Consider the following 25,590-nt stretch of genomic DNA (forward strand, 5'->3'; position numbering starts at 1 on the left):
CGGCCGGTCGATGCGCACCGGCGGGAAGTCCCGCAGGTCGTCCTTCGCCCGCACCAGCACCAGGGAATCCAGCCTGGTGACCACCTCGCCGGCGAGGAACCGGGCGAGCGGCTCGGCGTCGAACGGCATCAGGCCGCCGAACTCGACGGACCGCAGTCCCTCCCAGCGTTCGGCGACCTCGGGGAGCGGCATCGTCTGCCGGAAGGCGAACGGCGCGAGCCGCAGGTCCGTCACCGCCCGGACCTCCGGGGTGGCCAGGGGATCGGGCAGGCCCAGCACCCGCATGCCGGCACGCCCGCCGAGGTCGAGCGAACGGACGAGCCGCCACACCGGTTTCGTGAGCCCGGCCTCCAGCGCGGCGACCCACGAGTAGGGCACCCGGCGGGTCGCGTCCGGCCAGGAGCGGAGCTGTTCCTCGCACCACGCAACGAGTTCCGGATCGGCACCGGCTCGCATCACCGCGGCGCAGAGAGCGCGGAACGCCCAGGGGTTCGGCGTTCCGCGCAGCGCTCTGCCGATCTCGTCGTGCATCCGGGCAACCTACTGCGACACCTACCGGGGCAGCTGTTCGCCCGTCTGCTCCTTCACCAGGTACTCGGCGTACCAGTCGGGCCAGTTCTCGTCGTACTCACCGCCGTTGCGCTTCTCGTGCTCGCCGTGCGCCACCGCGGCCCTGCGCAACGCCGCGGCCAGGTCGGCGATCGACGCGTAGGAGGTGTCGTCGGCGTCGACGCGGCCGGGCAGCCGGGTCGTGACCTCCTGGAGCACCCACGTGTTGCCGTCCGGGTCGGCGAGCTCCGCACGCGTCACGTAGCTGCGCCGTTCGGGATCCGGGCCGTCGTGGTCGCCGTGGAAGAGCGGGCCGACGTCGATCCCGGCCGCCAGCAACGCCTCGTGCGTCTCGACGACGTCCGACACGACCAGGAAGTGCCTGCCCGAACCGGGTTCGGCGGTGGTGACGCCCTCGCCGAAGTGGATGGACGCGTTCGAGCCGTGCGGGGTGAACTGCACGACCGACGACGGGGTGACGTCCTGGCGCCAGCCGAGGCGGCGGTAGAACTCCGCCGCCCGCTCCACGTCGGTCACGGGCAGGACGGTGACCTCGAGCTTCATGTCGATCTCGGTCAGGTCCCGCATCACACACGCCCCGGCAGGCGCGTCGTGACTTCCTGGAGCACCCAGCCGTTGCCGTCCGGGTCGCTGAACGACGCGAACGAGCCGTAGCTCGGCCGGCCGGGCGCGGGTCCGTCCACCCGCGCCTCGGTGCCCGCGTGGTGGAAGACGCCGGTCTTGTCGTGGAAGACCTCGCTGACCTGCACACCTCGTGCCAGCAGGTCCTCGCGGGCGGCGACGACGTCGTCCACGACCAGGTGCAGGCCCTCGGTGCTGCCGGGTGCCGCAGTCGTCACACCGGTGCCGAAGATGATCGACGCGGGCGATCCGGGCGGCGTGAGCTGCACGAGGCGGTAGCCCTCGCCGTCGGCGAACTCGGCGTCGAACCGCCAGCCGAGCGCCCGGTAGAAGTGCACCGCCCGGTCGACGTCGCTCACCGGGACGACGGCCACCTCGAGCTTGAAGTCCATCTCGATCCATCTCCTCTGTTGTCGATGACTCGAGGTTGCTCCCGCACGGGGTCGCTTCGAACCCGTGGAACACCCTGGTCACCCCCTGGCCCGTACGCTCGGACCCGTGTCGGACGATCTCCTGGGCAGGCGCGCCGAGGGCGAGAAGCTGGACCGGTTGCTCGCCCGGGCCCGGTCCGGTGCAGGTCAGGTGCTGGTCCTGCGCGGCGAGGCCGGGATCGGCAAGACCGCGCTGCTCGACCACGTGTCGGCGCGGGCCGCCGGGTTCCGCGTCGCTCGGGCGGCGGGCGTGGAGTCGGAGAGCGGGTTCCCGTACGCGGGGCTGCACCAGCTGTGCGTGCCGTTCCTCGACCGGCTGGACCGGCTGCCCGCCCCTCAGCGCGAAGCCCTCGGGACGGCGTTCGGCCTGGCCTCCGGGCCACGGCCGACGCGGTTCATGGTGGGCCTGGCGGTGCTGACGCTGCTCGCGGAGGTCGCCGACGAGCAGCCGCTGGTGTGCCTGGTCGACGACGCCCAGTGGCTCGACTCGATGTCGTCGGCGGTGCTCGGGTTCGTCGCCCGGCGGCTGCTGGCCGAGCGGATCGCGCTGTTCTTCGTGCTGCGCGAGGGCAACGACTACCTCGACGGCCTGCCGGAGCTCCTCGTGCGCGGCCTGGACGACGCCGACGCGCGGGAGTTGCTGCGGTCGGTGGTCCAGGGCCCGGTGGACGGCCGGGTGCGCGACCGGATCGTCGCCGAGGCCCGCGGCAACCCGCTCGCGCTGCTGGAGCTGCCCCGCGCGTGGACCGCGGCCGAACTGGTCGACGGACTGGACGCCGAGCCGCTGACCAGCAGGATCGAGGCGGGTTTCGTCAGCAGGCTCGCGCCGCTGCCCGCCGACGCGCGACTGCTGATGCTCATCGCCGCCGCCGAACCGCTCGGGGACGCGACGCTGCTGTGGCAGGCCGCCGGTCTGCTCGGGCTGGGCGCGGACCCCGCGGCCGCCGCCCTGGAGACGGGCCTGATCGAGCTCGGTGCCCGCGTGCGGTTCCGGCACCCGCTGGTGCGTTCCGCCGTGTACCGCTCGTCGTCCACTTCGGACCGCCTGCGCGTGCACCGGGCGCTGGCCGACGTGACGGACGTGGCCGTCGACCCCGACCGCCGTGCGTGGCACCGCGCCCAGGCCACCGCCGCACCGGACGAGGAGGTCGCGGCCGCGCTGGAGAACACGGCGTCCCGCGCCCGGGCCCGCGGTGGTCTGCTGGCCGCCGCCGCGTTCCTCGAACAGGCCGCCGTGCTGACCCCGTCGCCGGGTGCGCGGGCCTCGCGCGAGCTGGCGGCGGCACGGGCCAAGCGCGACGCGGGCGCGTTGGACGCGTCGTTGCGGCTGCTCGACGCGGTCGAGGCCGGTCCGCCCGACGAACGCCGCAGCGCCGAGGTCGAGCACCTGCGCGGGCACATCGCGTTCGATCAACGCCGGGTCACCGACGCCGCGCCGCTGCTGTTCAGCGCGGCCCGCAGGCTGGCGCCGTTCGACGCCGACCTGGCCCGCGAGACGCACCTGCAGGCCCTGTCCGCCGCGATCTGGGCCGGCGCGCCCCTGGCCGACGCCGCCCGCACCGCTCCCCCGCCCCGCACGCCGCCGTGCGCGCTGGACCTGGTCCTGGAGGCGCTGACCACCCGCATCACCTCGGGCCACGCCGCCGCCGTCCCGCTCCTGCGCGCCGCGCTGGACTCGGTGCGGGCGCTGGAGGTGAGCGCCGACGACGTCAGCAGGGCGCCGTGGCTCTTCGGCAACCGCGCGGGCGGCATCGTGGCGAGCGAGATGTGGGACTTCGACACGCGCCGGGCGTTCGCGCGGCAGCAGGTCAGCCTGTCCCGCGACGCCGGCGCGCTGGTGCAGCTCCAGTTCGCGCTGAACTTCCTGGCGGACAACGAGCTCCTCGCCGGGGACGCCGCCGCCGCGCAGGCGTCGATCGAGGAGGACGAGCGGATCTCCGAGGTCACCGGCACCCCGTCCGTCGGCTACGCCGTGCTGCTCCAGGCCGCCTACCGGGGTGAGGACCGGTTCACCGAGGCCCGGTCGGCGGCCGCGGCGGCCGGCCAGGGGCGGTTGGTCGTGATCTGCGACTGGGTCGCGGCGATCCTCCACAACGGACAGGGCCGCCACGACCTGGCGCGGGACGCGGCGTCGCGCGTGTTCTCCTCCGATCCCCTCGTCTACGGCTGCCTGGCCGCCTCGGAACTGGCGGAGGCGGCGTCCCGCGTCGGCGACTCCGAGCTCGTCTCCCTTGCCCTGAAACGATCTGCCGAGTGGGTCGACACCGACTGGTCGTCGGGCTTGCGGGCGCGACTGCGGGCGTTGAACGGTTCTCCAGAGGGTTTCCGCGAGTCGATCGCGTGCTTCGAGCGGACGTCGCTGAAGCCCGAGCTCGCCCGGTCGCACCTGCTGTTCGGCGAGTGGCTGCGCCGCGAGGGCCGGCGCGTCGAGGCCCGCGAGCACCTCCGCACGGCACACGAGATGTTGCTGTCGTGCGGGATGACGGCCTTCGCCGATCGCGCGCTGCGGGAGCTGCACGCGACCGGCGAGACGGCACGCAAGCGCACCGCCGAGCCGACCGACGAACTGACGGCGCAGGAGTACCAGATCGCGCGGCTGGCGCGGGAGGGGTACTCGAACCCGGAGATCGGGACGCGCCTGTTCATCAGCCCGCGCACGGTGGAATGGCACCTGCGCAAGGTGTTCGGGAAGGTCGGGGTGACCTCGCGGCGGCAGTTGCGCGACGCGAAGTTCTAGTGGTGTGGCTCGGAACGTCGCCGGGGGAATGCGCGGTCAGACGGGCGCATCGTGGTGCCGCCCCCACGTCCTCATACTGGACGTATGGGGGCGTGGGGGCGGTGCCGCGAGGTGTCCTGCTGAGCGTGGATTACCTCGCCGGCGTTCCGAGTCGCGCCGCTAGTTCCCGGCGGCGAACCAGTCCTCCAGGCTGGTCGGTTGCAGCTGCGCGCCCTCGTTCGGCACGAGCTGCTTGCCCGTCAGCGACGTCCCGAAGTACTCGGCCTCCGGATCGCCGACGACCTCGCGCTCGTCCTCGCGCCGCGCCAGAACGGTCCGGATCCAGCCGTCCATCGTGAACTCTTCCGGCCCACCGATCTCCAGCACACCACCGACCGGCGCGGTGGCGGCCGTCCGCGCCACCACCGCGGCGACGTCGGACGCCGCGACCGGCTGCACCCCGCCGTGCGGGAGGCGCACCACGCCGTCGGCGGTCGCCGAGTTCGCTATCGCGCCCGCGAACTCGAAGAACTGGGTGGCGCGGATGATCGAGTACGTGAGCCCGGACTCGCGGATGAGTTCCTCCTGCGCCACCTTGGCCCGCAGGTAGCCGGACTCGGGCAGCTCGTCCGCGCCGACGATCGACAGGGCGACGTAGTGGCCGACGCCGGCTTCCGCGGCGGCCCTGGTCAGGTTGGTGGTGGCGGTGGTGAAGAAGTCCAGGACGTCGTCGTCGGCGAACGACGGCGAGTTCGACACGTCGACGAGCACGTCGGCGCCCTGCAGCACTTCCTTCACGCCTTCGCCGGTCACCGTGTTCACGCCGCTGTTCGGGGACGCGGGCACGGCGTCGTGGCCGTGCTCGCCGAGCCGCCGCACGACCTGGCTGCCGATCAACCCGGTGCCGCCGATGACAACGATCCTCATGGGGTCCGTCCTTCTCGCGTGCACCCGCGCCCGTCGCGGGTGTTCACGAGCTGAGACCGGACAGCCCGCCGGTTTGTGACAGCTCTACCGGAACGCGCCCAGCTTCGAGGGGTTGACCAGCCACATCACCTGGTCGATGCCCTCGCTGGACGCCGTCACGGTGATCACCGCGCAGGTGCCGGAGTCGGTGCGCAGGCGGACCGCCCACTGGCCGTTCGCCTCGACGTACGAGACCTCGGCGCCCTGCCAGAAGCCCGGCGCCCAGGCCGCGAAGATCTTCGCCAGCGCCGCCGCGCCGAACAGCGGCCTGCCCGCCGCCCGCACCGCGCCGTTGCTGTCGGAGTAGCTGACGACGTCCTGGGCGAACAGCTCCTCCAGGGCGGCCAGGTCGCCCGCCTGCGCGGCCGCCACGAACGCCTCCAGCAGTTTGCGCTGGTCAGCTCGTTCGACGGGGGCGCGGCGCCCGTCCGCCAGGTGCTTGCGGGCCCGGCTGACCAGCTGGCGAGTGGCGGCCTCGCTGGTCTGCACGATCTCGGCGATCTCCCGATAGGGGTAGTCGAACGCCTCGCGCAGCACGTACGCGGCCCGTTCGGTCGGCGTCAGCTTCTCCAGCAGCAACAGCACCGCGAGCTCCAGCACCGCGCCCCGTTCGGCACCGACCTGCGGGTCCGCGGCGGTGTCGACGGGTTCGGGCAGCCACGGGCCGACGTAGGTCTCGCGCCGGGCGCGGGCCGTCTGCGACTCGGTGATCGCGAGCCGGGTGACCGCCGTCGCCAGGTACGCCTCGGGGTGGCGCACGGCGGCGCGGTCGGCGAGCTGCCAGCGCAGCCAGACCTCCTGCACCAGGTCCTCGGCGTCGGCCACGCCGCCGGTCATGCGGTAGGCGATGCCGAACAGCCTCGGCCGGGCCGCCGCGAACACCGACTCGGCCTGGTCGAGAGAGGTCATGCCGCCACGGTATCGGCGTCGCGGGGAATCCGGGTGCGTGGGATCCACCCGAAGCCCAGACTGGGCGGCGTGACCCGACCAGAACCTCCCCTGACCGGCGGCGAGCGCGAGACCCTGCGCGCGTTCCTCGACTTCCACCGCGCCACGCTCGCGATGAAGTGCGAGGGCCTGTCCGACGACGACCTGCGCCGCCGTTCGATGCCGCCGTCCACGCTCACGCTGCTCGGCCTGGTCCGGCACATGGCGGAGGTCGAGCGCACCTGGTTCCGGAAGGTCCTCAACGGCGAGGACATCCCGCTCGTGTGGTCCGGCTCCGGCGACTACCAGGTGGCCTACGACGCGTCGGGGTCGAGCCGGTCGGAGGCGTTCGCCGCGTGGGAGGCCGAGGTCGAGCACTCGCGCCGGATCGAACGCGAGGCCGAGTCGCTCGACGTCACGGCCTACCAGCCGCGCTGGGAAGCCCACGTGTCGCTCCGGCTGGTCATGCACCACCTGTGCCACGAGTACGCGCGGCACAACGGACACGCGGACTTCCTGCGCGAGGGCGTCGACGGCGTCACCGGCGCCTGAACCGTCCACAGTGGACCTTGCGACGAATCCCGCATCAAACGGGCGTCAGCGGGTATTCCTCCTCACAGCGCCGCACCAGACGGCGGCCCACACCGGGAGGTGACCGTGCTCTTCCACGTGCGCATGGACGTTTCGCTGCCCCACGACCTCGATCCCGGCCGCCGCGCCGAACTGGTCCAGGCCGAGAAGGACCGGACGCTGGAGCTGCAGAACCTGGGCGTGTGGGTGCACCTGTGGCGGATTGCGGGGCTCAGCAGCAGCATCAGCGTCTTCGACGTGCCGTCGAACGACGAGCTGCACGCGTTCCTGTCCTCGTTGCCGTTGTGGGAGTTCACGCGCGTCGAGGTGACGCCACTGGCGACGCACTCCTCGGACGTCGCGGCCCAGCCGTGAGACGGCCTATGAAACGGTTCTGACAAACCGGTTGCGGCGCCGGGAGAATCCGGAGATCCACAGAAACGGAGCTCCAGTGATCCCGCACCACGTGATCGACGGCCCGCACGACGCGGAAGTCCTCGTGCTCGGCTCGTCGATCGGCACCGGCCTCGGCCTCTTCGACGCGCAGGTGGCCGGACTCGCCGACCGCCTGCGGGTGGTCCGGTTCGACCTGCCCGGCCACGGCCGTTCCCCCGCCTCCCCCGGCCCGTACACGGTCGCCGGGCTCGCCGCCGGTGTGGTGGAGCTGCTCGACTCGCTGGACGTCGAGCGCTGCCACTACCTGGGCGTCTCGCTCGGCGGCGCGATCGGGCAGTGGCTGGCGCTGCACCACGCCGAGCGGCTGGCCACGCTCACGGTGTGCGCGACCGCCGCCCGGTTCGCCGACCCGGCGCAGTGGCCCGCGCGGGCGGCGTCGGTCCGCGAGCAGGGCACCGAGCCGATCGTGCCGTCCAGGACCGGCACCTGGTTCACGCACGGGTTCGCGGCCCGGCGGCCCGCGGAGGCCGAACGGCTGCTCGCCATGCTGCGCGCCACCGCGCCCGAGGGGTACGCGGGCTGCTGCGAGGCGATCGGCACGTTCGACACCCGCGCGGAGCTGGGCCGGGTCACCGTGCCGACGCTCGTCCTGGCGGGCGCCGACGACCCCGCCACGCCGCCGGAGACCGTGCGCTTCATCGCGGACGCGATCCCCGGCGCGCGGTTCGAGGTCGTGCCCGATGCCGCGCACCTGCTCACCGCCGAGCAGCCGGAGGTCGTGAACGCCCTCGTCGCGGACCACCTGGCGCGGCACCCGGTCGGCTGACCACCGGCCCCGGAGCGATCAGCGGGCGGCCGAAGCCCGGTGGTGCAGCGGAGCCGTGATCTTCCACGTGAACTGCGGGCCGCCGAGGTGCCGCACGCCCTCCCCCGGCGGCACCCACTGCCCGCCGGCCAGGTGGAAGCTCTGCGTGTTCACGCCCACGACCGCGCCGCCGCTGATCCTCGGGCCGCCGCTGGCGCCGCCGCCCATGTCGCACGGCACGCCCCACTGGTTCTCCTCCGGCGGAGACTCCGGGTAGCCGGGGTTGCGGGCCGGGACGCCCCAGCACCGCGCCAGCCGTTGACCGGTGAACTCCGGCCGGCCCTGGTGGCCCGGCTGACCGGCCGCGCGGGGGTAGCCGTACTCGTGCGCCGGCCGGTCGCCGGGCCTGCCGAACGCGATGGGCTCGGCCGCGTCCGACGGCCGGTCCAGCACGAGGAACGCCTGGTCGTGCTCGGACTGCTGGTCGTCGGTGATCCAGGTCCGGTCCACCAGGGCCTGGCGCACCGCGAACTGCCCGAACGGCCGGGCGCCGTCGCGGAACCCCGGCACGAAGAGCAGCTTGGTGTGCCACCGCGGGTCCTGGCCGATCAGGTTCGCCGTGTGCACGCAATGCCCGCCGGTCACCGCCGTGCGCCGGTTCGCGCTCGCGACGACCGTCGCCGTGCAACTGGAGTCCTCGCCGTCGCGGTCGACGAAGAACAGCCGTCCGATCGTGCGGCTGACCGGTCCGGGAGCGCCGGTCGGGTCGTTCACCTCGGGGGTGCCGGGCGGGGCGGACGGGCCGGTCGGCATCGCCGCGATCCGTTCCGGGGTCCAGTAGGCGGTCACGCCGGCCGTGTCGAGGTCGTGCACGACGACGTCGGACGGGGACGCCGCCGCCGTTCCCGGCACGCCGAGGAGCAGCAGGACAACCACGCTGAGTGTTCGCATGCCGTGACCGTGGCAGCCAGTTGTGAGGATCTTGTTCGGATGAGGTCCTCATCCCGTGCGGCGGCCGGGGCACTGGCTATGTTGCGGCGCATGGGCATGTGCGTGCTGGTGGCCGAGGACAACGTGATGCAGGCCGACATGCTCGGCAGATACCTGCGTCAGGAGGGCTACCGGGTGCGGATCGTCCACGACGGCACCACCGCGCTCGACGAGGTCCGCCGCGACCCGCCCGACCTGCTGCTCCTCGACGTGATGATGCCCGGGATGGACGGGCTGGAGGTCGTGCGCGCGTTACGCAACGAGTCGGACGTCCCGGTGCTCATGCTCACCGCCAGGTCCACGGAGGACGACCTGCTGCACGGCCTCGACCTCGGCGCCGACGACTACGTCACCAAGCCCTACAGCCCGCGTGAACTGATGGCGCGCGTGCGCACCTTGCTCCGGCGCGTCCACCGCACCGGTGCGGACGGCGGCATCGCGCTCGGGGAGCTGAGGATCGACCCCGACCGGCACGAGGTGCGCGTGCGGGGCGGCGCGGTCGAGTGCACCGCGTCGGAGTTCCGCGTCCTGCACACGATGGCGGCGAGTCCCGGCCGCGTGTTCAGCCGCGCGCAGCTGCTCAACGCGGTGCACGGGCTCGACGGGTACATCACCGCCCGCACGATCGACGCGCACGTCATGAACCTGCGCAAGAAGATCGAGCGGGAACCGCGCAGGCCCGCGTACCTGCTGACCGTGCACGGCGTCGGCTACAAGCTGGTGGACGGGTCCGGTGCATAGCGTCCTGGCGCGGCTGCTGGCGGCGTCGGCGCTGGTCGCGGTCTGCTCGATCACCGCGACCGCCTGGCTCGCCGCGCAGAGCACGTCCACGTCGATCCGGCAGGAGCTCGGCAACGCGCTCGCGGGCGACACCGCCACCTACCGCTCGCTGGTCACCTTCGCCGTCGAGCACCGCGACTGGACCGGCCTCGCGTTGCCGCGGACCGACCGCCGGCTAATCCTCACCACGGCCGACCGGAGGGTCATCGCCGACACCGGCGCGCACCTCGACCCCGGCCAGCTGCCCGCCGTGCCGTCCGCGGTGATCGACCCCCTCGAACTGGACCTCGCCCAGGCGCAGGACGCGCCCGCCGACCGGATCGACGCGCGGATCGCCGGGCCGTTCCAGCTCACCGACCGCGAGAAGGGCAGCCTCGCGCTGGACGCCGAGCTGTACGCGGTCCGCTGCCAGGGCGCCGCGCAGGCCGCGGAGCCGCGGACGACCGCCTGGGGCCGTCCGATCGTCACCGTGGACAGGACGGGACCCGCGCCCACGTCCGCCGCGTGCACCGAGGTCCAGGACCGGCTGAGCACGCTCACCCTCGGCGAGTCCGCCGCGTTCAACGACCTCGCCGTCCTGTTCGACACCTGTCTGAGCCAGCGCGGCCTCCCCGCCGAGCAGCTCAGGATGAACGCGTCCTGGCAGCCCGTCGCGTCCAGCACCGAATGCCTCGCCAACGCGCGCCGGACGCAGCTGCGGCCGTACGTGGCGCCGCCCGCGCTGCTGTTCGTCACGGACGCCGCCGGGCGGACCACCCAGGCGACCGTGGTGAGGTTCGACGTCGGCAGGGTCGCGCTGGTCGCGGCGGTCGTGCTGGTGCTGACCGTCGGGGTGAGCCTGGTGGTGGCGCTGCGCATGACCAGGCCGTTGCGCACGCTCACCGCCGCGGCCGAACGCATGCAGCACGGCGACGACGCCCGCGTCGACATCTCCTCCCGCAGCGAGATCGGGCAGCTCGCGCGGGCGTTCAACGACATGGCCGCGCACCGGGCCCGCATCGACGCCCAGCGCAGGGCGATGACCAGCGACATCTCGCACGAGCTGCGCAACCCGCTCGGCACGATCCGCAGCTGGCTCGAAGGCGCGCGCGACGGCGTGGTCGAGCTGGACCGCCCGACGCTGGACTCGTTGCTCGACGAGGCGCTGGTGCTGCAAAGGCTGATCGACGACCTGCAGGACCTCGCGCTGGCCGACGCGGACGAGCTGCGCCTGCACCCCGAGCCCGTCGACCTGCGGGAGCTGTCCGACCAGCTCGTCGCCGCACATCCCGGGCTCGTCGCGGAGGGTGGCGGGGTCGTGCACGCGGATCCCGTGCGGTTGCGGCAAGTTCTGACCAACCTCGTCACGAACGCGTTCCGCTACACGCCTTCCGGCGGCACGGTCCGCTTGCTCTGCTCCGACGGCCGGATCACGGTGAGCGACACGGGTTCCGGCATCTCCGAGGACGACCTGCCGCACGTGTTCGACAGGTTCTGGCGCGCGGACCGCTCCCGCACGCGCGACACCGGCGGCAGCGGGCTCGGCCTCGCGATCGTCCACGCGCTGGTGAAAGCCCACAACGGCACGATCACCGTCGAAAGCGCGGTGGGACGCGGGACGACGTTCACGATCACACTCCCGGCACGCTGAGCGCACATCTTCCGCACAACTCCTCGGCAGCATCGCCGCCATGAGATCCAAGCTGGTGATCGGCGCGGTGCTGCTGCTGTCGGCGTGCGGTCAAGCCGCGCCACCGCCCTCGAACGTCGCGTCCCTGCAGTCCTCCGAGGCCGTCGCGCCGTCGTCGGTCACGAAGCCGCCGGACGGTGACCAGCCGCGGCTGCGCATGGACATGACCGCGGAGGAGAAACAGCGGCTGTACGACGCGCACACCGCCTGTCTCGCCGAGAAGGACCCGAACGCGACGACGCACGGCAACGTTCCCGCCCCGGCGAGCCGCAGGCAGTACAGCGACGAGGCGTGGAAGGCGTGCGCGAAGACGTGGCCGCTGCCGCCGTGGGAGATGGACTCCGCCAACCCGGCGTTCGCCGACAACTGGCACAAGAACGTCCAGTGCCTCAACAGCCGCGGCATGAAGGTGATCGAGACCGAACCCGGCAGCTGGACCTACGACGGCGAGCAGACCCTGCCGGAGGAGCAGCGCCGCAAGATCGAGGAGGACTGCGAGCAGGAGGTCTTCGGCGGGGGTCGCAAGTGAGACGGTGGCTCGTCGCCGGTGCCGTCGTTCTCGTCGCGGTAGCAGGGGTGTCGGCGTTCACGTGGACGCGTCGCGCGCCCGCCGAGCCCGCGCCACCCCCGGCACCTCGGACCGTCGCCGTGGTCAAGACCGACCTGACCGACGTGCGGGAGTTCAAGGCGGTGCTGGGGTTCGGCGCGGCGCAGCAGGTGACCGGACGGCGGGCGGGCACGCTCACCTGGCTGCCCGCTCCCGGCACCGTCCTCGACCGCGGCCACGCCCTGTACAAAGTGGACAACCGGCCGGTGTGGCTGTTCTTCGGTGACATCCCGTTGTGGCGCAAGCTCGACGCACCGGGCCTGAGGGGACCGGACGTGAAGATCGTGAAGGACAACCTGGGTGCGTTGGGCTACCGGCTCGGCGGTGCCGCCGACGAGCTGACGCCCGCCACCGTCGACGCCGTCAAGCGCTGGCAGAAGGCCCAGAAGGTCGACCAGACCGGTGTGGTGGAACCGGGTGACGTCGTGGTGCTGTCCGGCAAGGTGCGCGTCGAGGCCGTGACGGCGGAGCTGTCGGCGTCCGGCGAGGGCCCGCTGATGACGGTGACCGCGACGGGCAAGGCCGTCGCCGCCTCCGTCGAGGCGCGACAGGCCGAGGTGTTCTCGAAGGGCTCGAAGGTGGTGGTCGTGCTGCCCAATGGCACAGAGGCACCCGGAACCGTGCGCTCGGTCAGCTCCGAGGTCAAGGCGGAGAAGAACAGCAGCGGCGAGGAGGTGCCGTCGATCGCCGTCGACATCGGCCTGGACGGCGAGGCGGGCCTCGATTCCGGCCCGGTGCGCGTCCGGCTCACCACCACCGCGCGCCAGGGCGTGCTGGCCGTGCCGGTGACGGCGCTGCTGGCGTTGCGCGAGGGCGGTTACGCGGTGCAGACCGCGTCCGGCGGGCTCGTGGCGGTCAAGACGGGCCTCTTCGCCGGCGGGCTGGTCGAGATCAGCGGCGGCGGGGTGGCCGAGGGCCTCCAGGTGGTGACGACGTCGTGACACCGGTGCTGCGAGTCGTCGACGCCGTCAAGGAGTACGCGGGCGACGTCCGCGCGTTGGACGGCGTCTCGCTGACCCTGCACGAGGGTGAGGCGGTGGCGATCGTCGGCCCGTCGGGCTCGGGCAAGTCGACGCTGCTCCACCTGCTCGGCACGCTGGACCGCCCGTCGAGCGGCGCCGTGGTGCTGGACGGGCACGACGTCGCCGCGCTGTCCGACCGGCGGCTGTCGGCGTTGCGGGGGCGGCGGATCGGGTTCGTGTTCCAGCAGTTCCACCTCGCCGACGGCCTGACGGCGCTCGACAACGTGGCGACCGGCCTGCTGTACGCGGGCGTCAAACGCAAGTGGCGCAAGGCGATGGCGACGGAGGCGTTGACGCGAGTCGGTCTGGGCCATCGGCTGGAGCACCGCCCGCACGAGCTCTCCGGCGGCGAACGCCAACGCGTCGCCATCGCCCGCGCCGTCGTGCACCGACCGGCACTGCTCCTGGCCGACGAACCGACCGGCGCGCTGGACACGGCGACCGGGCACGTGGTGCTGGACCTGTTGCTGGACCTGAACCGCGAGGGCACGACGCTCGCCGTGATCACTCACGACCGCGAGGTGGCGGCACGGCTGCCGCGACAGGTGGAACTCAGGGACGGCCGCATCCGCGCGGAGGTGGTGGTGTGAGCGCCCAGCCCACCAGGATCGGTCCGGCGGACCTCCTGCTCTTCGGTCTCTCCCCTCTCCGCACCCGCCCCCTGCGCGCCGTCCTCTCCGCGCTCGGCATCTCCCTCGGCATCGCGACCCTGGTCGTCGTCACCGGCATCCCCGCCTCCAGCCGCGCCGCCCTGATGGAGGAGTTCGCCGCCCTCGGCACCAACCTCCTGCGCGCCGAGGCCGCCCCCGGCGCGCACGGCGAACCCGCGTCCCTCCCACCGGACTCGGTCGCCATGGTCGAGCGCATCGGCCCCGTCGACAGGGTCAGCGCGGTCGCGAACACCCACGCCGTGGTCCGGCGGTCCGACCTCGTGCCGGAGTCGGAGACGTCCGGCCTGACCGTCCTGGCCACCGAGCTCTCCCTGCCGGACACGATCAACGCCCGCGTCCGCACCGGCACGTTCCTCACCGAGGCCACCGAACGCTTCCCGACGGTCGTGCTCGGCGACGTGGCCGCGACGCGGCTGGGCGTCACCGAGCCCGGCACGCAGGTCCGGATCGACGACACGTGGTTCACGGTGATCGGAGTCCTCGGTCCGGTGCCGCTCGCGCCGGAGGTCGAACGGTCCGCGCTCGTGGGCTGGGAGGCCGCGCGACAGCTCGGCTTCGACCAACGCCCCACCGTGCTCTACCTGAGGGCGCAGGAGGCCGCGATCGACGACGTCCGCGCGGTGCTGCCGCAGACCGCGCACCCGCAACAGCCGTCGCAGGTGCGGGTGAGCCGCCCGTCCGACGCCCTGACCGCCAAACGCCTCACCGAGAACACCTTCTCGGCGCTGGTGCTGGGCCTGGCCGGGGTGGCGTTGCTCGTCGGCGGCATCGGCGTGGCGAACACGATGGTGATCTCCGTGCTCGAACGCAAGCGCGAGATCGGCCTGCGCCGGGCCCTCGGCGCCCACCGCGGTCACGTCCGCACGCAGTTCCTCACGGAGTCGGTCGTGCTGTGCGCGCTCGGCGGGGTGGCCGGGGTGCTGCTCGGGCTGGCGGGGACGGCCGGGTACGCCCTCGCGCACGGCTGGCCCGCGGTGGTGCCGGCCGGGATCGTCCTGGCGGGGCTGGGTTCCGCCGTGGTCACCGGGGTGGTCGCGGGCGTGTACCCGGCCGTCAGAGCGTCGCGGCTCACACCGACGGAGGCGCTCGCCGCGCCGTGACAACCGGGAGAGCCCAGGCGCTTTCACCTGGCCTGGACGGGAGAATGAGGACGTGGCGAGCTACGAGGTGTCCGTGCCTGTCTACTTCCAGCGCTTCTACCTGGGCAACTACCCGAACCGCTTGGAAGACAGCCCTGTCGAGAAGTACGACTTCGAGCCGCTCGCGGTGTCGGCGGGCGACGGGATCGGGCTCAACAGCATCACCAGCAACCACACAGCGCACGTGACTCTCGACGTCTTCGACGCCGCGGCCGACGTGCCGGAGGTGGTGCGTGAGCGACAACCGCAGCACTGGTTCATCAGCTCGGCGCGGGAGATCGCGTTGACCGACACCGAAGGCGGTCCGGCGCTGGTGCTGCCGGCTCTCCCCGCCGGTCGCGTGGTGTGCGCCGTCAGCTGCACCGGACGCGACGAGGCCTACGCGGCTCGGCATCACCAGCACCAGGACGACGTGCGCGATGTGGAGCGGTGGCACATCGCGGTGTGGCCGGACATCGCAGGCGCACCGGCACCGGATGCGACCGAGCCGCGCTGAAGGGTCCGCACCCAAGCGGTCAGGGCGTCGCGGCTCACACCGACGGAGGCGCTCGCCGCGCCGTGACACTCGGAAGCGCGCCGGAACGTCGAGCGGCGAACCGGCCGGCTGTTCAACTTTTCGCCCGCGCGCAGCGTCGAAGTGCTGTAATAGTTCCACTTCCAGGGGGAAACAATGGAACACTTCAGACCTGTGCGCGGGGTCGGTCTCGCGGCATCGGTGCTCCTCGGTCTGGCAGCACTGGGCAACGTCGCCGAGGCCGCCGCCGACTGGCTCACCTACACCACCGTCCGCGACTTCCGCGCCGGCACCGCCACACGGGCCGACCTCGGAACGTTGAGCGCCGTCCGGTCGTTCACCGACCTGCCGTTCACGATGATCACCGTCGCCGCGGTCGTCGTGTTCGTCGTCTGGACCTATCGGGCGCGCGTCAACGCCGAGCGCCTTGCTCCCGCGGGCGAGCACCGGCTCGCCCGCGTCTGGGCGGGACTCGGCTGGTTCGTGCCCGTCGTGAGCCTCTGGTTCCCCAAGGTCGTCCTCGACGACGTCTGGCGCGCCAGCGACCCGGAGTCGCACGGTCTCCCCCTCCAGGAACGGCCGCATCCCGTCCTGGTCACCCGGTGGTGGATCACCTACCTGCTGACGTGGTTCCTCGACCTGGTGTACTTCACCTACTACGACAACGGCGAGCTCTCCACGGGCTCGTTCCTGACGGCAGCCGTCGTCACCACGATGTGCGCCGGCGTCGGGATCGTCAGCGCCGTCCTGGCCGTCCAGGTCGTCCGCCGGATCTCCGACTTCCAGAGCACGCCGCTCAGTCCTCTTCGGACCGAACCGGCGCCGGGTTAACATCTGTCCCATGTCGGACGTCGGCGTGCTCTCCGCGCACCTGCTCTCGGTGTTCCAGAAGGAGCTCTTCGCGCGCCTCGCCGCGGCGGGCCACGAGCAGCTGCGCCCGCGGCACGGTGCCGTCATGGCCTACATCGGCCGTGACGGCTCCCGCGCCAGTGAGCTGTCCGAGCGGTCCGGGCAGCACAAGCAGGTCATCGGCACGCTGATCGACGAGCTGGAGCGCCTCGGGTACGTGACGAGGCAGCCGGATCCCGCCGACCGGCGCGCGAAGCTCGTCGTGCCGACCGAGTCCGGTCTCGACCAGATGGTCCAGGCGCGGCGGATCATCGCCGACATCGAGGCGGGGTTCGCCCGTCAGGTCGGCGAGGAGCGGTTCGCCGCGTTCAAGGCCGTGTTCGAGGAGATCACCCGGCGATCGTGATCTCGTCGCGGTGCGCCGCGAGGAAGTCCTTCAGCGTCAACCACGACGGCACGATCTCGCGCGTCCGCACGGTGTCGCGGCGCGGCAGGATGTGGTGGGAGAACTCGCTGTAGTACTGGAACATGTTGCCCAGCTCCTCCGCCGCGGGGAAGCCGAGCGCGCGGAAGTCGTTGTGGGACATGGGCTCGTACTCGACCGGTTCGCCCAGCACCTCGGCGAACGCCTGCGCGACCTGCTCGCCGGTGAGGTGCTCGGTGCCGAGGCCGATCGTCCGCCCGATGGTCTCCGGCCGCTGGAAGAAGCTCAGCACCGCCTTGCCGATGTCCTCGCCGGCGATGCCGGAGATCTTGCTCGTGCCCATCGGCAGCGACAGGGTCAGCACGCCGTCGGTGCCGCGCCGGAGCTGGTCGTGCAGCAGGTTGTTCCAGTAGAACGACATGCGCACGTACGTCGTCGGCAGGCCGGCCTCCGCGAACACCGCGTCGGCCTCGCCTCCCTTCACGTCGAAGTGCGGCACCTTGTACTTCCCGTCGAGCGTCGGCATGCGGTCGTCGTCGAGCGGGATCACCTCGCGGGTGTCCTCCAGCGTCGACCACACGACGTGCCGCAGCCCGTCCGCGGCGGTGACGAGGTTGCGGACCTCCTCCATCTCCTTGGCCGCCGACAGGTGCGTGAAGAACGGCGTCACCAGGTACGCGCCGTAGGCCCCGGAGAACGCCTTGCGCAGGCTGTCCACGTCGTAGAGGTCCGCCGCGACGACCTCGGCGCCCAGCGCGGCGAGCTTCCGCGCCGCCGCCGACTCGGTGCTGCGGGTGAGTGCGCGCACCGCGAACCCACCGTCGGCCAGCAGCGCCCGCGCCACCGCCCCGCCCTGCTCGCCGGTCGCACCCACCACAGCGATGATCTTCTTCTCGGTCATGCCACCACCATATAGTCATGATTAGTGACCATCAAGTTGAGTGACCAACGCGACTCAGGTGCCGAACCGGCTCCGCGCCGCCTCGATCTCACCCAGGTACCGCGTCGTCCACTGGCACATCGCGTCCACCGTGGCCCGCAGCGCCTGACCCGGCTCGGTCAGCGTGTAGTCGACGCGCGGCGGCACCGTCGGGTGCACGACGCGGTCCACCAGGCCGTTGCGCTCCAGCAGGCGCAGGTTCTGGGTCAGCATCTTGTGGCTGATGCCGTCGACCTCGGTCTTGAGCTCGGTGAAGCGCTTGGTGGAGTCGCCGATGGTCTCGACGATCAGCAGCGCCCACTTGTTCGCGATGTCGGAGAAGATCTCCCGCGCCAACGAGTCCGCACGGGCCAGATCGCCGCCGAGCTGCTTGCTCACCTCGAGGTTCCTCACTCACGAAAAAGTGCGTTCTTCCAGGTCGAAGCTCACTCTCCTACGGTGACTGAGTAACCGCAAGAGAGGAAGCACCACCGTGGCCGTCACCCTCATCAACGCCGAGGGCCTCCCGCAGGTCGACGTCTACCACCACGTGGCGGTGGCCACCGGATCGAGGACGCTCTACCTCGCCGGCCAGGTCGACTGGAGTGCCGCGCCCGATCTCGCCGGCCAGGTCGAGAACGCCTACGTGAACGTGCACACCGCGCTGAAGGCCGCCGGGGCGTCGTTCCGGGACCTGGCGCGGGTCCGGATCTACGTCGTGGACTGGACGCCCGAGCAGATGCCGGAGCTGATCGAGGGCATCGAGAACGCGATGGCCAGGGTCGGCGAGACCGCGAAGCCGCCGGCCTCGCTGATCGGCGTCGCCGCGCTGGACGTGCCGGAGCACCGGGTCGAGATCGAGGCGGTCGCCGTGCTCGACTGACCGGCAGCTCACCTGCGGGTGCTGATGAACAACGCCAGCCCCGCGGACAACGCGATGGCGGCGCCCACGACGAGCTGGTTGAGCCAGACGGTCGCGTTGCCGCCGTCCTCCCGGACCAGCGCGGCCACGACGAGCCACAGCGCCAGGCCGATCGTGACCTGCCGGACCAGCGGCACGTCCAGCGGCGCCATCGCCCGCACCATGCCGAGCAGCATGATGACGACGGCCAGCCCCATCGACACCCAGTACGGCCGGAAGGCGTGCGACGAGGCGCTGAAGTGCAGGACCGGCGGCGCGGCGATCAGCCACACGCCCGCCAGGAAGGCGGCCACGCCGGCCCGGCTCTCGACAGTTCGTCCGTGAAGATCCCGCACGCGAGCAATTTTCACCTCCAACCGGGCCAAAGGGAACAGTTGTTCGTGCCGGATCTCGTCCCACTAGGGTCTCGGCGGTGATCGAACAGTCCGAGACCAGGGCGGCCTACGACGCCGTGGCCGGTCTCTACGCCGAGCTCTTCAGCGACGTCCTCACGACTCTGCCGATGGAACGCGGGGTGCTGGCCGCGTTCGCCGAGCTGGTCGACGGGCCGGTCGCGGACCTCGGCTGCGGGCCCGGTCACCTGACCGCCCACCTGCGTTCGCTCGGCCTCGACGCGTTCGGCGTCGACCTGTCCCCCGAGATGATCGCCCTGGCCCGGCGCGCGCACCCGGACCTGCGGTTCGACGAGGGCACGATGACCGCGCTCGACGTCGAGGACGCCGTGCTGGGCGGGATTCTCGCGTCGTACTCGTTCATCCACACGCCGCCGCGGGACCTGCCGACGGTCTTCGCGGAGTTCGGCCGCGTCCTGAAACCCGGCGGCCACGCCGTGCTCGGGTTCTTCGCCGGCGACGACCCCGAGCCCGAGCCGTTCGACCACAAGGTCGCACTCGCCTACCGGTGGTCCCCCGACGCGCTGATGACCCTGTTGCGCCAGGCCGGTTTCACCGAGGTCGCGAGGATGCGCCGCGAGCCGCACGAGGGCGAGCGGCCGTTCCACCACATGCACCTGCTGGTGCGCAGGTGATGTGGAGATACCGTGCAGATCCCGTGAAGGTGTTGCGGTAGAACGACTGCGGGCCCGCGGAACAGTTCTACCGTCGGGCATGGACACCGTGGACGTGCTCGTCGTCGGAGCCGGGCTGGCCGGCCTCACCACCGCGCGGCTGCTCGCGGAGGCGGGCCTCGACGTGGCCGTGTGCGAGCGCAGGACGAGCCTGGAGACCGGCATCCGGACGACCGGCATCTTCGTCCGCCGCACGCTGACCGACTACGAGCTGCCGCACCTGGGACCCGCGGTCCGCCGCGTGCTGCTCTACCCGCCGTCGCACCGGGACCCCGTCGAGCTGGTGAGCACGCGCGACGAGTTCCGCGTGGGCGACATGGCCGGCATCTACGCCCGGGCCGTGCGGGACGCCGAACGCGCGGGTGCGCAGGTGCACCTCAACGCCGGCTATCCGTCGAAGGCGACCAGGGCTCGCTTCACGATCGGCGCGGACGGCGCCCGGTCCACTGTCGCGCGCACGCTGGGCCTCGACGTCAACCGGCGGCTGATCACCGGGATCGAGGAGGTCTACCCGGTGCGGACGGGCTCCACGCCGACGTTCCACTGCGTCGTCGACCCGCGTCTCGCTCCCGGTTACATCGCCTGGGTCATCGACGACGGCGAGCACGCGCACGTGGGACTGGCCGGCCGGGCCGACCGCTTCACCGCGCCGCTTCCCCAGCTGCTGCAGAGGTTCCGCGACAGCTTCCCGACACCCGACCCCACCGGTCCGGTCCGCCGTCGTGGCGGTCCCATCCCGGTCGGCGGTCTGCTGCGCCGGATCGCGTCCCCGGACGGCCTGCTGGTCGGCGACGCGGCGGGCGCGGTCTCACCGCTGACGGCCGGCGGGCTCGACCCGTGCATGCGGATGTCCGAGCTCGCGGCGTCGGTGACGTTCGACTACCTGCGCAGCGGCAACAGGTACGTGCTGGAGCACTACGACGGCGCGGCGATGCGCCGCCGGTACCTGCTCCGGTCGCAGTTGCGGCGCGGGGTGTCGCTCATCCGCCGTCCCGGGCTCGCGGAGCTGGCGTTCGGGGCGTTGCGCACGCCGCCCGGAAGGGCTGTGGCGAAACGGATCCTGTTCCACTAGAACGAGCAGGCTGCCACCGGACGTCCCGGCGGCAGCCTGCTCTGGTGACTTCTCCCCTACGGTGCCCAGGGCGAGCTGACGGCCCAGCTCGTGTCCTGGTTGTACGAGGCGGTGTTGTCGTACGCGTGCGCGCCGCCGTTCGAGGCGACCCACACCTCCTCCGCGTAGTGGCGCACCGCGGTCCCGAGCTCGTTGAACGACTCCAGCCGGACGCCGCCGGTGCCCTGCTGCGCGCAGAACGTGGCGTCGCGCCGGAAGACGTCCGTGTTGTCGTTCGAGCCGAGCTGGACGCGGTAGTTCGCGTGCCGCAGGAACTGGCCGGGGAAGTTGCGGGACTCGAGCGAGTAGCAGGTCGGCTCGGCGAACCCGCGGCGGACGACGAACGTGGCGTCCGACTTCGTCACCGCGTCACTCGACGCGGTCACCGCGTCCGTGCGCGCCAGGCCCTCGCGGTGCCGCAGGAAGCGGTCCGTGAAACCGGGCGTGGTGACCTGGAACGACCGGGCCTGGTCCAGCGGCAGCTCCGCACCGCTGCGGAACAACGCGACGCTGATCGCCCACGTCGTGTCCGCCGCGAAGGAGTTGGCCGTGTCCCAGGGGTTCGTGCCGCCCGACCGTGCCAAGTAGACGTTCGAGTTGTAGTGCCGCACGAACGCACCGGGCACGTTGTACGACTCCAGCGCGGTACCGCCGGAGCCTTCCCTGGCGCAGAAGGTGGCATCGCCGCGGAACAGCGCGCTGCCGTCGTTCGCGTCCTTGCGGAGCACGGAGTTGCTGTGCCGCAGGAACTGGCCGGGGAAGTTCCGCGACTCGAACGACAGGCACGACGCGCCGGCGAGGCCCGGCCGCACGAGGAACGTGGCGTCCAGCCGGCCCAGGTCGTCGGTGATCACGTCGGTGCGGGCCGTGCCGCCGGAGTGCCGCAGGTAGCGGTCGGTGTAGCCGGAGGTGGTGACGCGCAACGACACCACGTCGTCCGGTCCCACCGCCGTGCCGCGTGCGATCGCCAGCACCTTGGTGTTGACGTCCCGCACCCGCGACTCGGTCATCTTCAGGATGCGCCGGTCGTAGGTGTAGAAGCCGTTGACCTCGTTCTCCACGTCGTACGGCTCGGTGTAGACCGACGCGGACAGCCCGCGCGTGTGGATCATCCGCGCGACCTGCTTCGCCACCTCCTCATACCTCTTGGTCAGCGACGTCTCGTCCGGGTACAGGGCTCCGTAGGCGAACCCGGCGCCCGGCTGGTACTCGTGACCGGTGACCCGGCGGCCGAGACCGCCGAACTCGCCGAGCACCGCGACCCGGTTGGCGTCAGGGGCGCGGGTCGCCGTCGTGATCTGGTAGTGGTGGTCGTCGATCACGTCGCCGTTGCCGGGGTCGGGGTCCGAGACACAGCAGTTGGCACCGGAGTTGTGGTTGACCAGGCGGGTGTTGTCGATCGACCGCACCAGGTTCACGATCCGGCCGGCGTCGTACTCGCCCCAGCCCTCGTTGAACGGCACCCACTGCACGATCGACGTGATGCCCTTGAGCTGGTCGATGATGCGGCGCAGCTCGGACTCGTAGTTGGCGTGCGAGTTCGGCACGTCGTCGACCGCGTCGACCGAGGGCATGTCCTGCCACACCAGCAGACCGAGCCGGTCGGCGTGGTAGAACCAGCGCGCCGGCTCCACCTTGATGTGCTTGCGGACCATGTTGAAGCCCAGCGCCTTCTGGCGTTCGAGGTCGAACCGCAGGGCCGCGTCGGTCGGCGCGGTGTAGAGGCCGTCCGGCCAGTAGCCCTGGTCGAGCGTGCCCTGCTGGAAGACGAACTTCCCGTTCAGCAACGGCCGCATGACGCCGCCGACCACCGCCTTGCCGAGCGAGCGCATGCCGAAGTAACCGGTGGCGGAGTCGCCGCTGCCCAGCGTGACGCGCAGGTCGTAGAGGAACGGGTCGTCCGGCGACCACAGCCGGGCGTTCGGCACCGGGACCCGCAGCGAGGTGCCGGTGGTGCCGGTCTGCCGGCCGACGACCGCGCCGCCGCTGAGCACCTCGGCCGTGACGCTCTGGCCCGCGGTGCCCTGCACGACCAGGTCGAGCGCGCCCGCGCCGACGTTGGGAGTGGTGTCGAGACGCGTGATGTTGGCCCCGCGCACGGGTTCCAGCCACACGGTCTGCCAGATGCCGGAGGACGCGGTGTACCAGATGCCGCTGGGGCTGCGGCGCTGCTTGCCGATCGGGTACCGGCTGCCGTCGATCGGCGAGCTGACGCCGACGACGATCTCGTTGGTGCCCGCCACGAGCGCGGAGGTGATGTCGAACGAGAACGCGTCGTAGCCGCCGGTGTGCGTGCCGACCTGCCGGCCGTTGACCCAGACGCGCGACTCCCAGGTCACCGCGCCGAAGTTGAGCTTGACGTTCCGCCCGCTCCAGCCGGACGGGACCGTGAAGGTGCGGCGGTAGAACATGTTGTCCTCGTGCCGCTTGATGCCCGACAGCGCGGACTCGATCGGGTACGGCACGAGCACGCCTTCGGCCAGTGGCCTGCCGATGGGCGGGTTGCTGAGGTTCGCCGCACCCGCGAACTCCCAGACACCGTTGAGGTTCTGCCACTCGGGGCGCTGCAGCTGCGGACGGGGGTACTCGGGAAGAGCGTTCGCCGGCGACACCTGGGAGGTCCAGGGGGTCGACAGCGGAGGGGTCTTGGGGACCCACTCCGCCGCCTGCGCCGCTGTCGGTGTGAGGAAGGAGAGTGTGATCAGGGTGGAGACCAATACGCCCAGGACGCGTCTGGTCATGGTTCTCCTATCTGCGCAGTATTCGTTGCAGGACGACGACGATGAGCAGGAACACCCCGCTCACGACGGACTGGTAGTTGCTGTCGAGCGTGCCGATCTGGTTGATGACGTTCTGGATCACCTTGATCAGGCCGACGCCGATCACGGTGCCGAGCACCGTGCCCATGCCGCCGGTCAGCAGCGTGCCGCCGATGACGACGACGGCGATGGCGTCCAGTTCGAGGCCGACGCCGATGACCGTGACGCCCGACTGGAGATAGGCGGCGGTCAGGGCGCCGGCGAGACCCGCCAGCGTGCCGCTCGTCGTGTAGACGAGGACCTTGGTCTTGGCGAGGGGAACGCCCATGAGCCGCGCCGACTGCTCGGCGCCCCCCGTCGCGAACACGTTCTGGCCGAAGCCGGTGCGGTTCAGGACGACCCCGCCGACGACGCAGAGCACGGCCGCGATGAAGATCGGGTAGCCGAAGCCGAACACCGTGCCGCGGCCCAGTTCCACGAACGCGCTGTCGGGCGCGATCTGGTACGTGGTGGCGCCCTCGTCGGTGATGACGAGCAGCAGGCCGCGCGCGAACAGCAGGGACGCCAGGGTGACGATGAACGGCGCCATGTTCGTGCGGGCGATCAGCAGTCCGTTGACCAGGCCGATCAGACCGCAGACCACCAGCGGCAGCAACAACGCGACCAGGAAGCCGTACTGCGACCCCCAGGCCGCGAGCACACCGCCCAAGGCGTAGACGGAGCCCACGGACAGGTCGATGCCGCCGGTGATGATCACGAACGTCATGCCGAGCGCGATCACCGCCAGGAACGAGCCCTGGAGCGCGAGGTCGCGGAGGTTGTCGAGGCTGCCGAAGCGCGGGAACACGAGCCACGACACCGCGACCATGAGCACCAGCGCGACCGCGGCGCCCTGCCGTTGCAGGACCTTCGTCCTCGCGGCCGTCGACTTCGCCACGGCCGGAGCGGGTTCGGTGGTGGTGGTCATCGGCGCTCCCGTGCCACGTACACGGCGGCGATGATGATCGCGGCCTGGATCATCTGCGCGATCGAGTCGGGCAGGTTGTGCTTGATCAGCGTCGCCCTGACGAGCTGCATCAGGACCACGCCGAACACCGTGCCGAGCACCCGGACCTTGCCGCCGGTCAGCGGGGTGCCGCCGACGACGACCGCGGTGATCGCGGACAGCTCCATGAGCATGCCCATGTCGGCGGGGTCGCTGGCGGCGAGCCGGGAGGTGGCGAGGACACCGGCGACGGCCGCGAGCACGCCGCTGATGGCGTAGACACCGATCAGCACCCGGTTCACCGGCAGGCCGGCGAGGGTGGCGGCCCGGCGGTTGCCGCCGACGGCGACGACCTGGCGGCCGAACGTCGTGCGGTTCGTCAGCCCGGCGACCGCCAGCGCCAGCAGGCCCGCGATGAGCACGCTGATCGGGACGCCGGCCACGCTTCCGGTGCCCAGCTCCAGGAACGACCTGTCCTGCAGCTGCACGAGCTGGCCGTTCGCGATCACCAGCGCCAGTCCCCTGCCGCCGACCAGCAGCGCCAGGGTGGCGACGATCGGCTGGATGCCGACCTTGGCGACGAGGAACCCGTTGAACGCCCCTGCCAGCACACCGACCACGAGCGCCATCACGATCGCGACGAGCGGCCCTGCGCCGAGGTAGAGCGGGATGATCGCCGCGGCCAGCGCCATCACGGCACCGACGCTCAGGTCGACGCCCTCGGTGCCGATCACCAGCGCCATGCCGAGCGCGACGATCAGGACCGGCGCGGCCTGCACGAGCTGCGTGGTGAAGTTGCCCACCGTCAGGAAGTTCGACGTGAACACCGCGTTGAAAAGCAGCAGGACGACGACGGCGACGTAGACACCGTTGTCCTGGAGCCAGCGCGTCCTGGCCGCCGTCCTAGTGGCTGTCGACGTGGGTGCCGGAGTGGCTGTCGACGTCATCGTTCACCTCCGATGCGATCGCCGCGAGCACGTGCTCGCGGGTCAGCTGGTCGCCCTCCAGCTCACCGGCGACGGACCCGTCCCGCAGGACGACGAGCCGGTCCGCGCCGTCGAGCAGCTCGTCCAGTTCGGAACTGATCAGCAGCACCGCCAGGCCTTCCCGCGCGAGCTCGTCGATCAGCGCCTGCACCTCGGCCTTGGCGCCGACGTCGAT

Annotated in this window: 27 protein-coding genes and 2 pseudogenes; 16 read left to right on the plus strand and 13 right to left on the minus strand. The window is 71.7% G+C overall.

The window, feature by feature from the left end; all coding sequences use genetic code 11:
* The 3 genes and pseudogenes from VF330_RS26050 to VF330_RS26060 form a co-directional block, all read right to left on the minus strand.
* Positions 1-531: pseudogene (locus tag VF330_RS26050) on the minus strand (hypothetical protein); the annotation flags it as partial.
* A 21-nt stretch (positions 532-552) separates the two neighbouring features.
* On the minus strand, positions 553-1,137 hold the full coding sequence (locus tag VF330_RS26055) for a VOC family protein (RefSeq protein ID WP_330854310.1): 585 nt from the start codon (positions 1,135-1,137) through the stop codon (positions 553-555).
* Positions 1,137-1,583, minus strand: coding sequence for a VOC family protein (locus tag VF330_RS26060; RefSeq protein WP_330854311.1), 447 nt, complete (start codon positions 1,581-1,583; stop codon positions 1,137-1,139). Before VF330_RS26060 ends, VF330_RS26055 begins: the two co-directional genes overlap by 1 nt.
* A 106-nt stretch (positions 1,584-1,689) precedes the next feature.
* Between VF330_RS26060 and VF330_RS26065 the strand changes: the two genes are divergently transcribed.
* Positions 1,690-4,359: a helix-turn-helix transcriptional regulator gene (locus VF330_RS26065; RefSeq protein WP_330854312.1), complete on the plus strand. Its 2,670-nt coding sequence runs from the start codon at positions 1,690-1,692 to the stop codon at positions 4,357-4,359.
* A 159-nt stretch (positions 4,360-4,518) separates the two neighbouring features.
* Here VF330_RS26065 and VF330_RS26070 read toward each other — a convergent pair whose 3' ends face one another.
* On the minus strand, positions 4,519-5,265 hold the full coding sequence (locus VF330_RS26070; protein WP_330854313.1) for an SDR family oxidoreductase: 747 nt from the start codon (positions 5,263-5,265) through the stop codon (positions 4,519-4,521).
* 84 nt (positions 5,266-5,349) lie between these two features.
* Complete coding sequence (locus VF330_RS26075; protein WP_330854314.1) at positions 5,350-6,213, minus strand: RNA polymerase sigma-70 factor; 864 nt, start codon at positions 6,211-6,213, stop codon at positions 5,350-5,352.
* A gap of 69 nt (positions 6,214-6,282) precedes the next feature.
* On the opposite strand from VF330_RS26075, the gene VF330_RS26080 reads away from it, so the two are divergent.
* The 3 genes from VF330_RS26080 to pcaD all read left to right on the plus strand — a co-directional run bounded on the left by VF330_RS26080 (position 6,283) and on the right by pcaD (position 8,023).
* The gene (locus tag VF330_RS26080) at positions 6,283-6,783 is read left to right on the plus strand and encodes a DinB family protein (protein ID WP_330854315.1); all 501 of its coding nucleotides are present in this window, start codon (positions 6,283-6,285) and stop codon (positions 6,781-6,783) included.
* Between the two features lie 105 nt (positions 6,784-6,888).
* Positions 6,889-7,176, plus strand: a complete 288-nt coding sequence (locus tag VF330_RS26085; RefSeq protein ID WP_330854316.1) for a muconolactone Delta-isomerase family protein — start codon at positions 6,889-6,891, stop codon at positions 7,174-7,176.
* Between the two features lie 76 nt (positions 7,177-7,252).
* Entirely contained in the window at positions 7,253-8,023 is a 771-nt protein-coding gene (gene pcaD, locus VF330_RS26090; protein WP_330854317.1) for a 3-oxoadipate enol-lactonase, read from the plus strand.
* 18 nt (positions 8,024-8,041) lie between these two features.
* On the opposite strand, the gene VF330_RS26095 is transcribed toward pcaD, so the two are convergent.
* On the minus strand, positions 8,042-8,953 hold the full coding sequence (locus VF330_RS26095) for a hypothetical protein (protein ID WP_330854318.1): 912 nt from the start codon (positions 8,951-8,953) through the stop codon (positions 8,042-8,044).
* A 96-nt stretch (positions 8,954-9,049) separates the two neighbouring features.
* Between VF330_RS26095 and VF330_RS26100 the strand changes: the two genes are divergently transcribed.
* The 9 genes from VF330_RS26100 to VF330_RS26140 all read left to right on the plus strand — a co-directional run bounded on the left by VF330_RS26100 (position 9,050) and on the right by VF330_RS26140 (position 16,649).
* The gene (locus VF330_RS26100) at positions 9,050-9,733 is read left to right on the plus strand and encodes a response regulator transcription factor (RefSeq protein WP_330854335.1); all 684 of its coding nucleotides are present in this window, start codon (positions 9,050-9,052) and stop codon (positions 9,731-9,733) included.
* Positions 9,726-11,402 carry a HAMP domain-containing sensor histidine kinase gene (locus VF330_RS26105; RefSeq protein ID WP_330854319.1) on the plus strand — a complete coding sequence of 559 codons (1,677 nt, stop codon included), beginning with the start codon at positions 9,726-9,728 and terminating at the stop codon, positions 11,400-11,402. The genes VF330_RS26100 and VF330_RS26105 overlap by 8 nt, the downstream gene beginning before the upstream one ends.
* A 40-nt stretch (positions 11,403-11,442) precedes the next feature.
* Complete coding sequence (locus VF330_RS26110; protein ID WP_330854320.1) at positions 11,443-11,970, plus strand: hypothetical protein; 528 nt, start codon at positions 11,443-11,445, stop codon at positions 11,968-11,970.
* Positions 11,967-12,989 (plus strand): peptidoglycan-binding protein, encoded by a 1,023-nt coding sequence (locus tag VF330_RS26115; protein WP_330854321.1) that lies wholly within the window; start codon positions 11,967-11,969, stop codon positions 12,987-12,989. The genes VF330_RS26110 and VF330_RS26115 overlap by 4 nt, the downstream gene beginning before the upstream one ends.
* Positions 12,986-13,660: an ABC transporter ATP-binding protein gene (locus VF330_RS26120; RefSeq protein ID WP_330854322.1), complete on the plus strand. Its 675-nt coding sequence runs from the start codon at positions 12,986-12,988 to the stop codon at positions 13,658-13,660. The genes VF330_RS26115 and VF330_RS26120 overlap by 4 nt, the downstream gene beginning before the upstream one ends.
* Entirely contained in the window at positions 13,657-14,841 is a 1,185-nt protein-coding gene (locus tag VF330_RS26125; RefSeq protein ID WP_330854323.1) for an ABC transporter permease, read from the plus strand. Before VF330_RS26120 ends, VF330_RS26125 begins: the two co-directional genes overlap by 4 nt.
* Positions 14,842-14,893: 52 nt before the next feature.
* Positions 14,894-15,376, plus strand: a complete 483-nt coding sequence (locus tag VF330_RS26130) for a hypothetical protein (RefSeq protein WP_330854324.1) — start codon at positions 14,894-14,896, stop codon at positions 15,374-15,376.
* A gap of 192 nt (positions 15,377-15,568) precedes the next feature.
* A complete protein-coding gene (locus VF330_RS26135) occupies positions 15,569-16,225 on the plus strand; it encodes a DUF4328 domain-containing protein (protein ID WP_330854325.1) in 657 nt (218 codons plus the stop codon).
* 10 nt (positions 16,226-16,235) lie between these two features.
* The gene (locus VF330_RS26140; protein WP_330854326.1) at positions 16,236-16,649 is read left to right on the plus strand and encodes a MarR family winged helix-turn-helix transcriptional regulator; all 414 of its coding nucleotides are present in this window, start codon (positions 16,236-16,238) and stop codon (positions 16,647-16,649) included.
* On the opposite strand, the gene VF330_RS26145 is transcribed toward VF330_RS26140, so the two are convergent.
* Complete coding sequence (locus VF330_RS26145; RefSeq protein WP_330854327.1) at positions 16,633-17,568, minus strand: NmrA/HSCARG family protein; 936 nt, start codon at positions 17,566-17,568, stop codon at positions 16,633-16,635. The two genes, VF330_RS26140 and VF330_RS26145, sit on opposite strands and share 17 nt — an antisense overlap.
* Positions 17,569-17,622: 54 nt before the next feature.
* Entirely contained in the window at positions 17,623-18,000 is a 378-nt protein-coding gene (locus VF330_RS26150; protein WP_330854328.1) for a winged helix-turn-helix transcriptional regulator, read from the minus strand.
* A 79-nt stretch (positions 18,001-18,079) separates the two neighbouring features.
* Here VF330_RS26150 and VF330_RS26155 point away from each other — a divergent pair, with 79 nt between their 5' ends.
* On the plus strand, positions 18,080-18,469 hold the full coding sequence (locus tag VF330_RS26155) for a RidA family protein (protein WP_330854329.1): 390 nt from the start codon (positions 18,080-18,082) through the stop codon (positions 18,467-18,469).
* A gap of 8 nt (positions 18,470-18,477) precedes the next feature.
* Here VF330_RS26155 and VF330_RS26160 read toward each other — a convergent pair whose 3' ends face one another.
* A complete protein-coding gene (locus tag VF330_RS26160) occupies positions 18,478-18,843 on the minus strand; it encodes an SPW repeat domain-containing protein (protein ID WP_330854330.1) in 366 nt (121 codons plus the stop codon).
* An 80-nt stretch (positions 18,844-18,923) separates the two neighbouring features.
* Between VF330_RS26160 and VF330_RS26165 the strand changes: the two genes are divergently transcribed.
* Together VF330_RS26165 and VF330_RS26170 are read left to right on the plus strand one after the other, a co-directional pair.
* Positions 18,924-19,535: a class I SAM-dependent methyltransferase gene (locus VF330_RS26165; RefSeq protein ID WP_330854336.1), complete on the plus strand. Its 612-nt coding sequence runs from the start codon at positions 18,924-18,926 to the stop codon at positions 19,533-19,535.
* A 79-nt stretch (positions 19,536-19,614) separates the two neighbouring features.
* Entirely contained in the window at positions 19,615-20,646 is a 1,032-nt protein-coding gene (locus VF330_RS26170; RefSeq protein ID WP_330854331.1) for an NAD(P)/FAD-dependent oxidoreductase, read from the plus strand.
* 56 nt (positions 20,647-20,702) lie between these two features.
* On the opposite strand, the gene VF330_RS26175 is transcribed toward VF330_RS26170, so the two are convergent.
* The 4 genes and pseudogenes from VF330_RS26175 to VF330_RS26190 form a co-directional block, all read right to left on the minus strand.
* On the minus strand, positions 20,703-23,426 hold the full coding sequence (locus VF330_RS26175; protein WP_330854332.1) for an AbfB domain-containing protein: 2,724 nt from the start codon (positions 23,424-23,426) through the stop codon (positions 20,703-20,705).
* A gap of 7 nt (positions 23,427-23,433) precedes the next feature.
* Positions 23,434-24,411: an ABC transporter permease gene (locus tag VF330_RS26180; RefSeq protein ID WP_330854333.1), complete on the minus strand. Its 978-nt coding sequence runs from the start codon at positions 24,409-24,411 to the stop codon at positions 23,434-23,436.
* On the minus strand, positions 24,408-25,376 hold the full coding sequence (locus VF330_RS26185) for an ABC transporter permease (protein WP_330854334.1): 969 nt from the start codon (positions 25,374-25,376) through the stop codon (positions 24,408-24,410). Before VF330_RS26185 ends, VF330_RS26180 begins: the two co-directional genes overlap by 4 nt.
* Positions 25,333-25,590: pseudogene (locus tag VF330_RS26190) on the minus strand (sugar ABC transporter ATP-binding protein); the annotation flags it as partial. The pseudogene VF330_RS26190 and the gene VF330_RS26185, both read right to left, overlap by 44 nt.

This window comes from Lentzea sp. (assembly GCF_036380075.1).
Taxonomy (GTDB): Bacteria; Actinomycetota; Actinomycetes; order Mycobacteriales; family Pseudonocardiaceae; genus Lentzea.

Excerpts from the sequence above, each read along its gene's own strand:
- VF330_RS26055 (WP_330854310.1), bottom strand. The coding sequence starts at position 1,137 with ATGCGGGACCTGACCGAGATCGACATGAAGCTCGAGGTCACCGTCCTG.
- VF330_RS26060 (WP_330854311.1), bottom strand. The coding sequence starts at position 1,583 with ATGGACTTCAAGCTCGAGGTGGCCGTCGTCCCGGTGAGCGACGTCGAC.
- VF330_RS26070 (WP_330854313.1), bottom strand. The coding sequence starts at position 5,265 with ATGAGGATCGTTGTCATCGGCGGCACCGGGTTGATCGGCAGCCAGGTC.
- VF330_RS26075 (WP_330854314.1), bottom strand. The coding sequence starts at position 6,213 with ATGACCTCTCTCGACCAGGCCGAGTCGGTGTTCGCGGCGGCCCGGCCG.
- VF330_RS26095 (WP_330854318.1), bottom strand. The coding sequence starts at position 8,953 with ATGCGAACACTCAGCGTGGTTGTCCTGCTGCTCCTCGGCGTGCCGGGA.
- VF330_RS26100 (WP_330854335.1), top strand. The coding sequence starts at position 9,050 with ATGTGCGTGCTGGTGGCCGAGGACAACGTGATGCAGGCCGACATGCTC.
- VF330_RS26110 (WP_330854320.1), top strand. The coding sequence starts at position 11,443 with ATGAGATCCAAGCTGGTGATCGGCGCGGTGCTGCTGCTGTCGGCGTGC.
- VF330_RS26140 (WP_330854326.1), top strand. The coding sequence starts at position 16,236 with ATGTCGGACGTCGGCGTGCTCTCCGCGCACCTGCTCTCGGTGTTCCAG.
- VF330_RS26145 (WP_330854327.1), bottom strand. The coding sequence starts at position 17,568 with ATGACCGAGAAGAAGATCATCGCTGTGGTGGGTGCGACCGGCGAGCAG.
- VF330_RS26170 (WP_330854331.1), top strand. The coding sequence starts at position 19,615 with ATGGACACCGTGGACGTGCTCGTCGTCGGAGCCGGGCTGGCCGGCCTC.
- VF330_RS26175 (WP_330854332.1), bottom strand. The coding sequence starts at position 23,426 with ATGACCAGACGCGTCCTGGGCGTATTGGTCTCCACCCTGATCACACTC.
- VF330_RS26180 (WP_330854333.1), bottom strand. The coding sequence starts at position 24,411 with ATGACCACCACCACCGAACCCGCTCCGGCCGTGGCGAAGTCGACGGCC.
- VF330_RS26185 (WP_330854334.1), bottom strand. The coding sequence starts at position 25,376 with ATGACGTCGACAGCCACTCCGGCACCCACGTCGACAGCCACTAGGACG.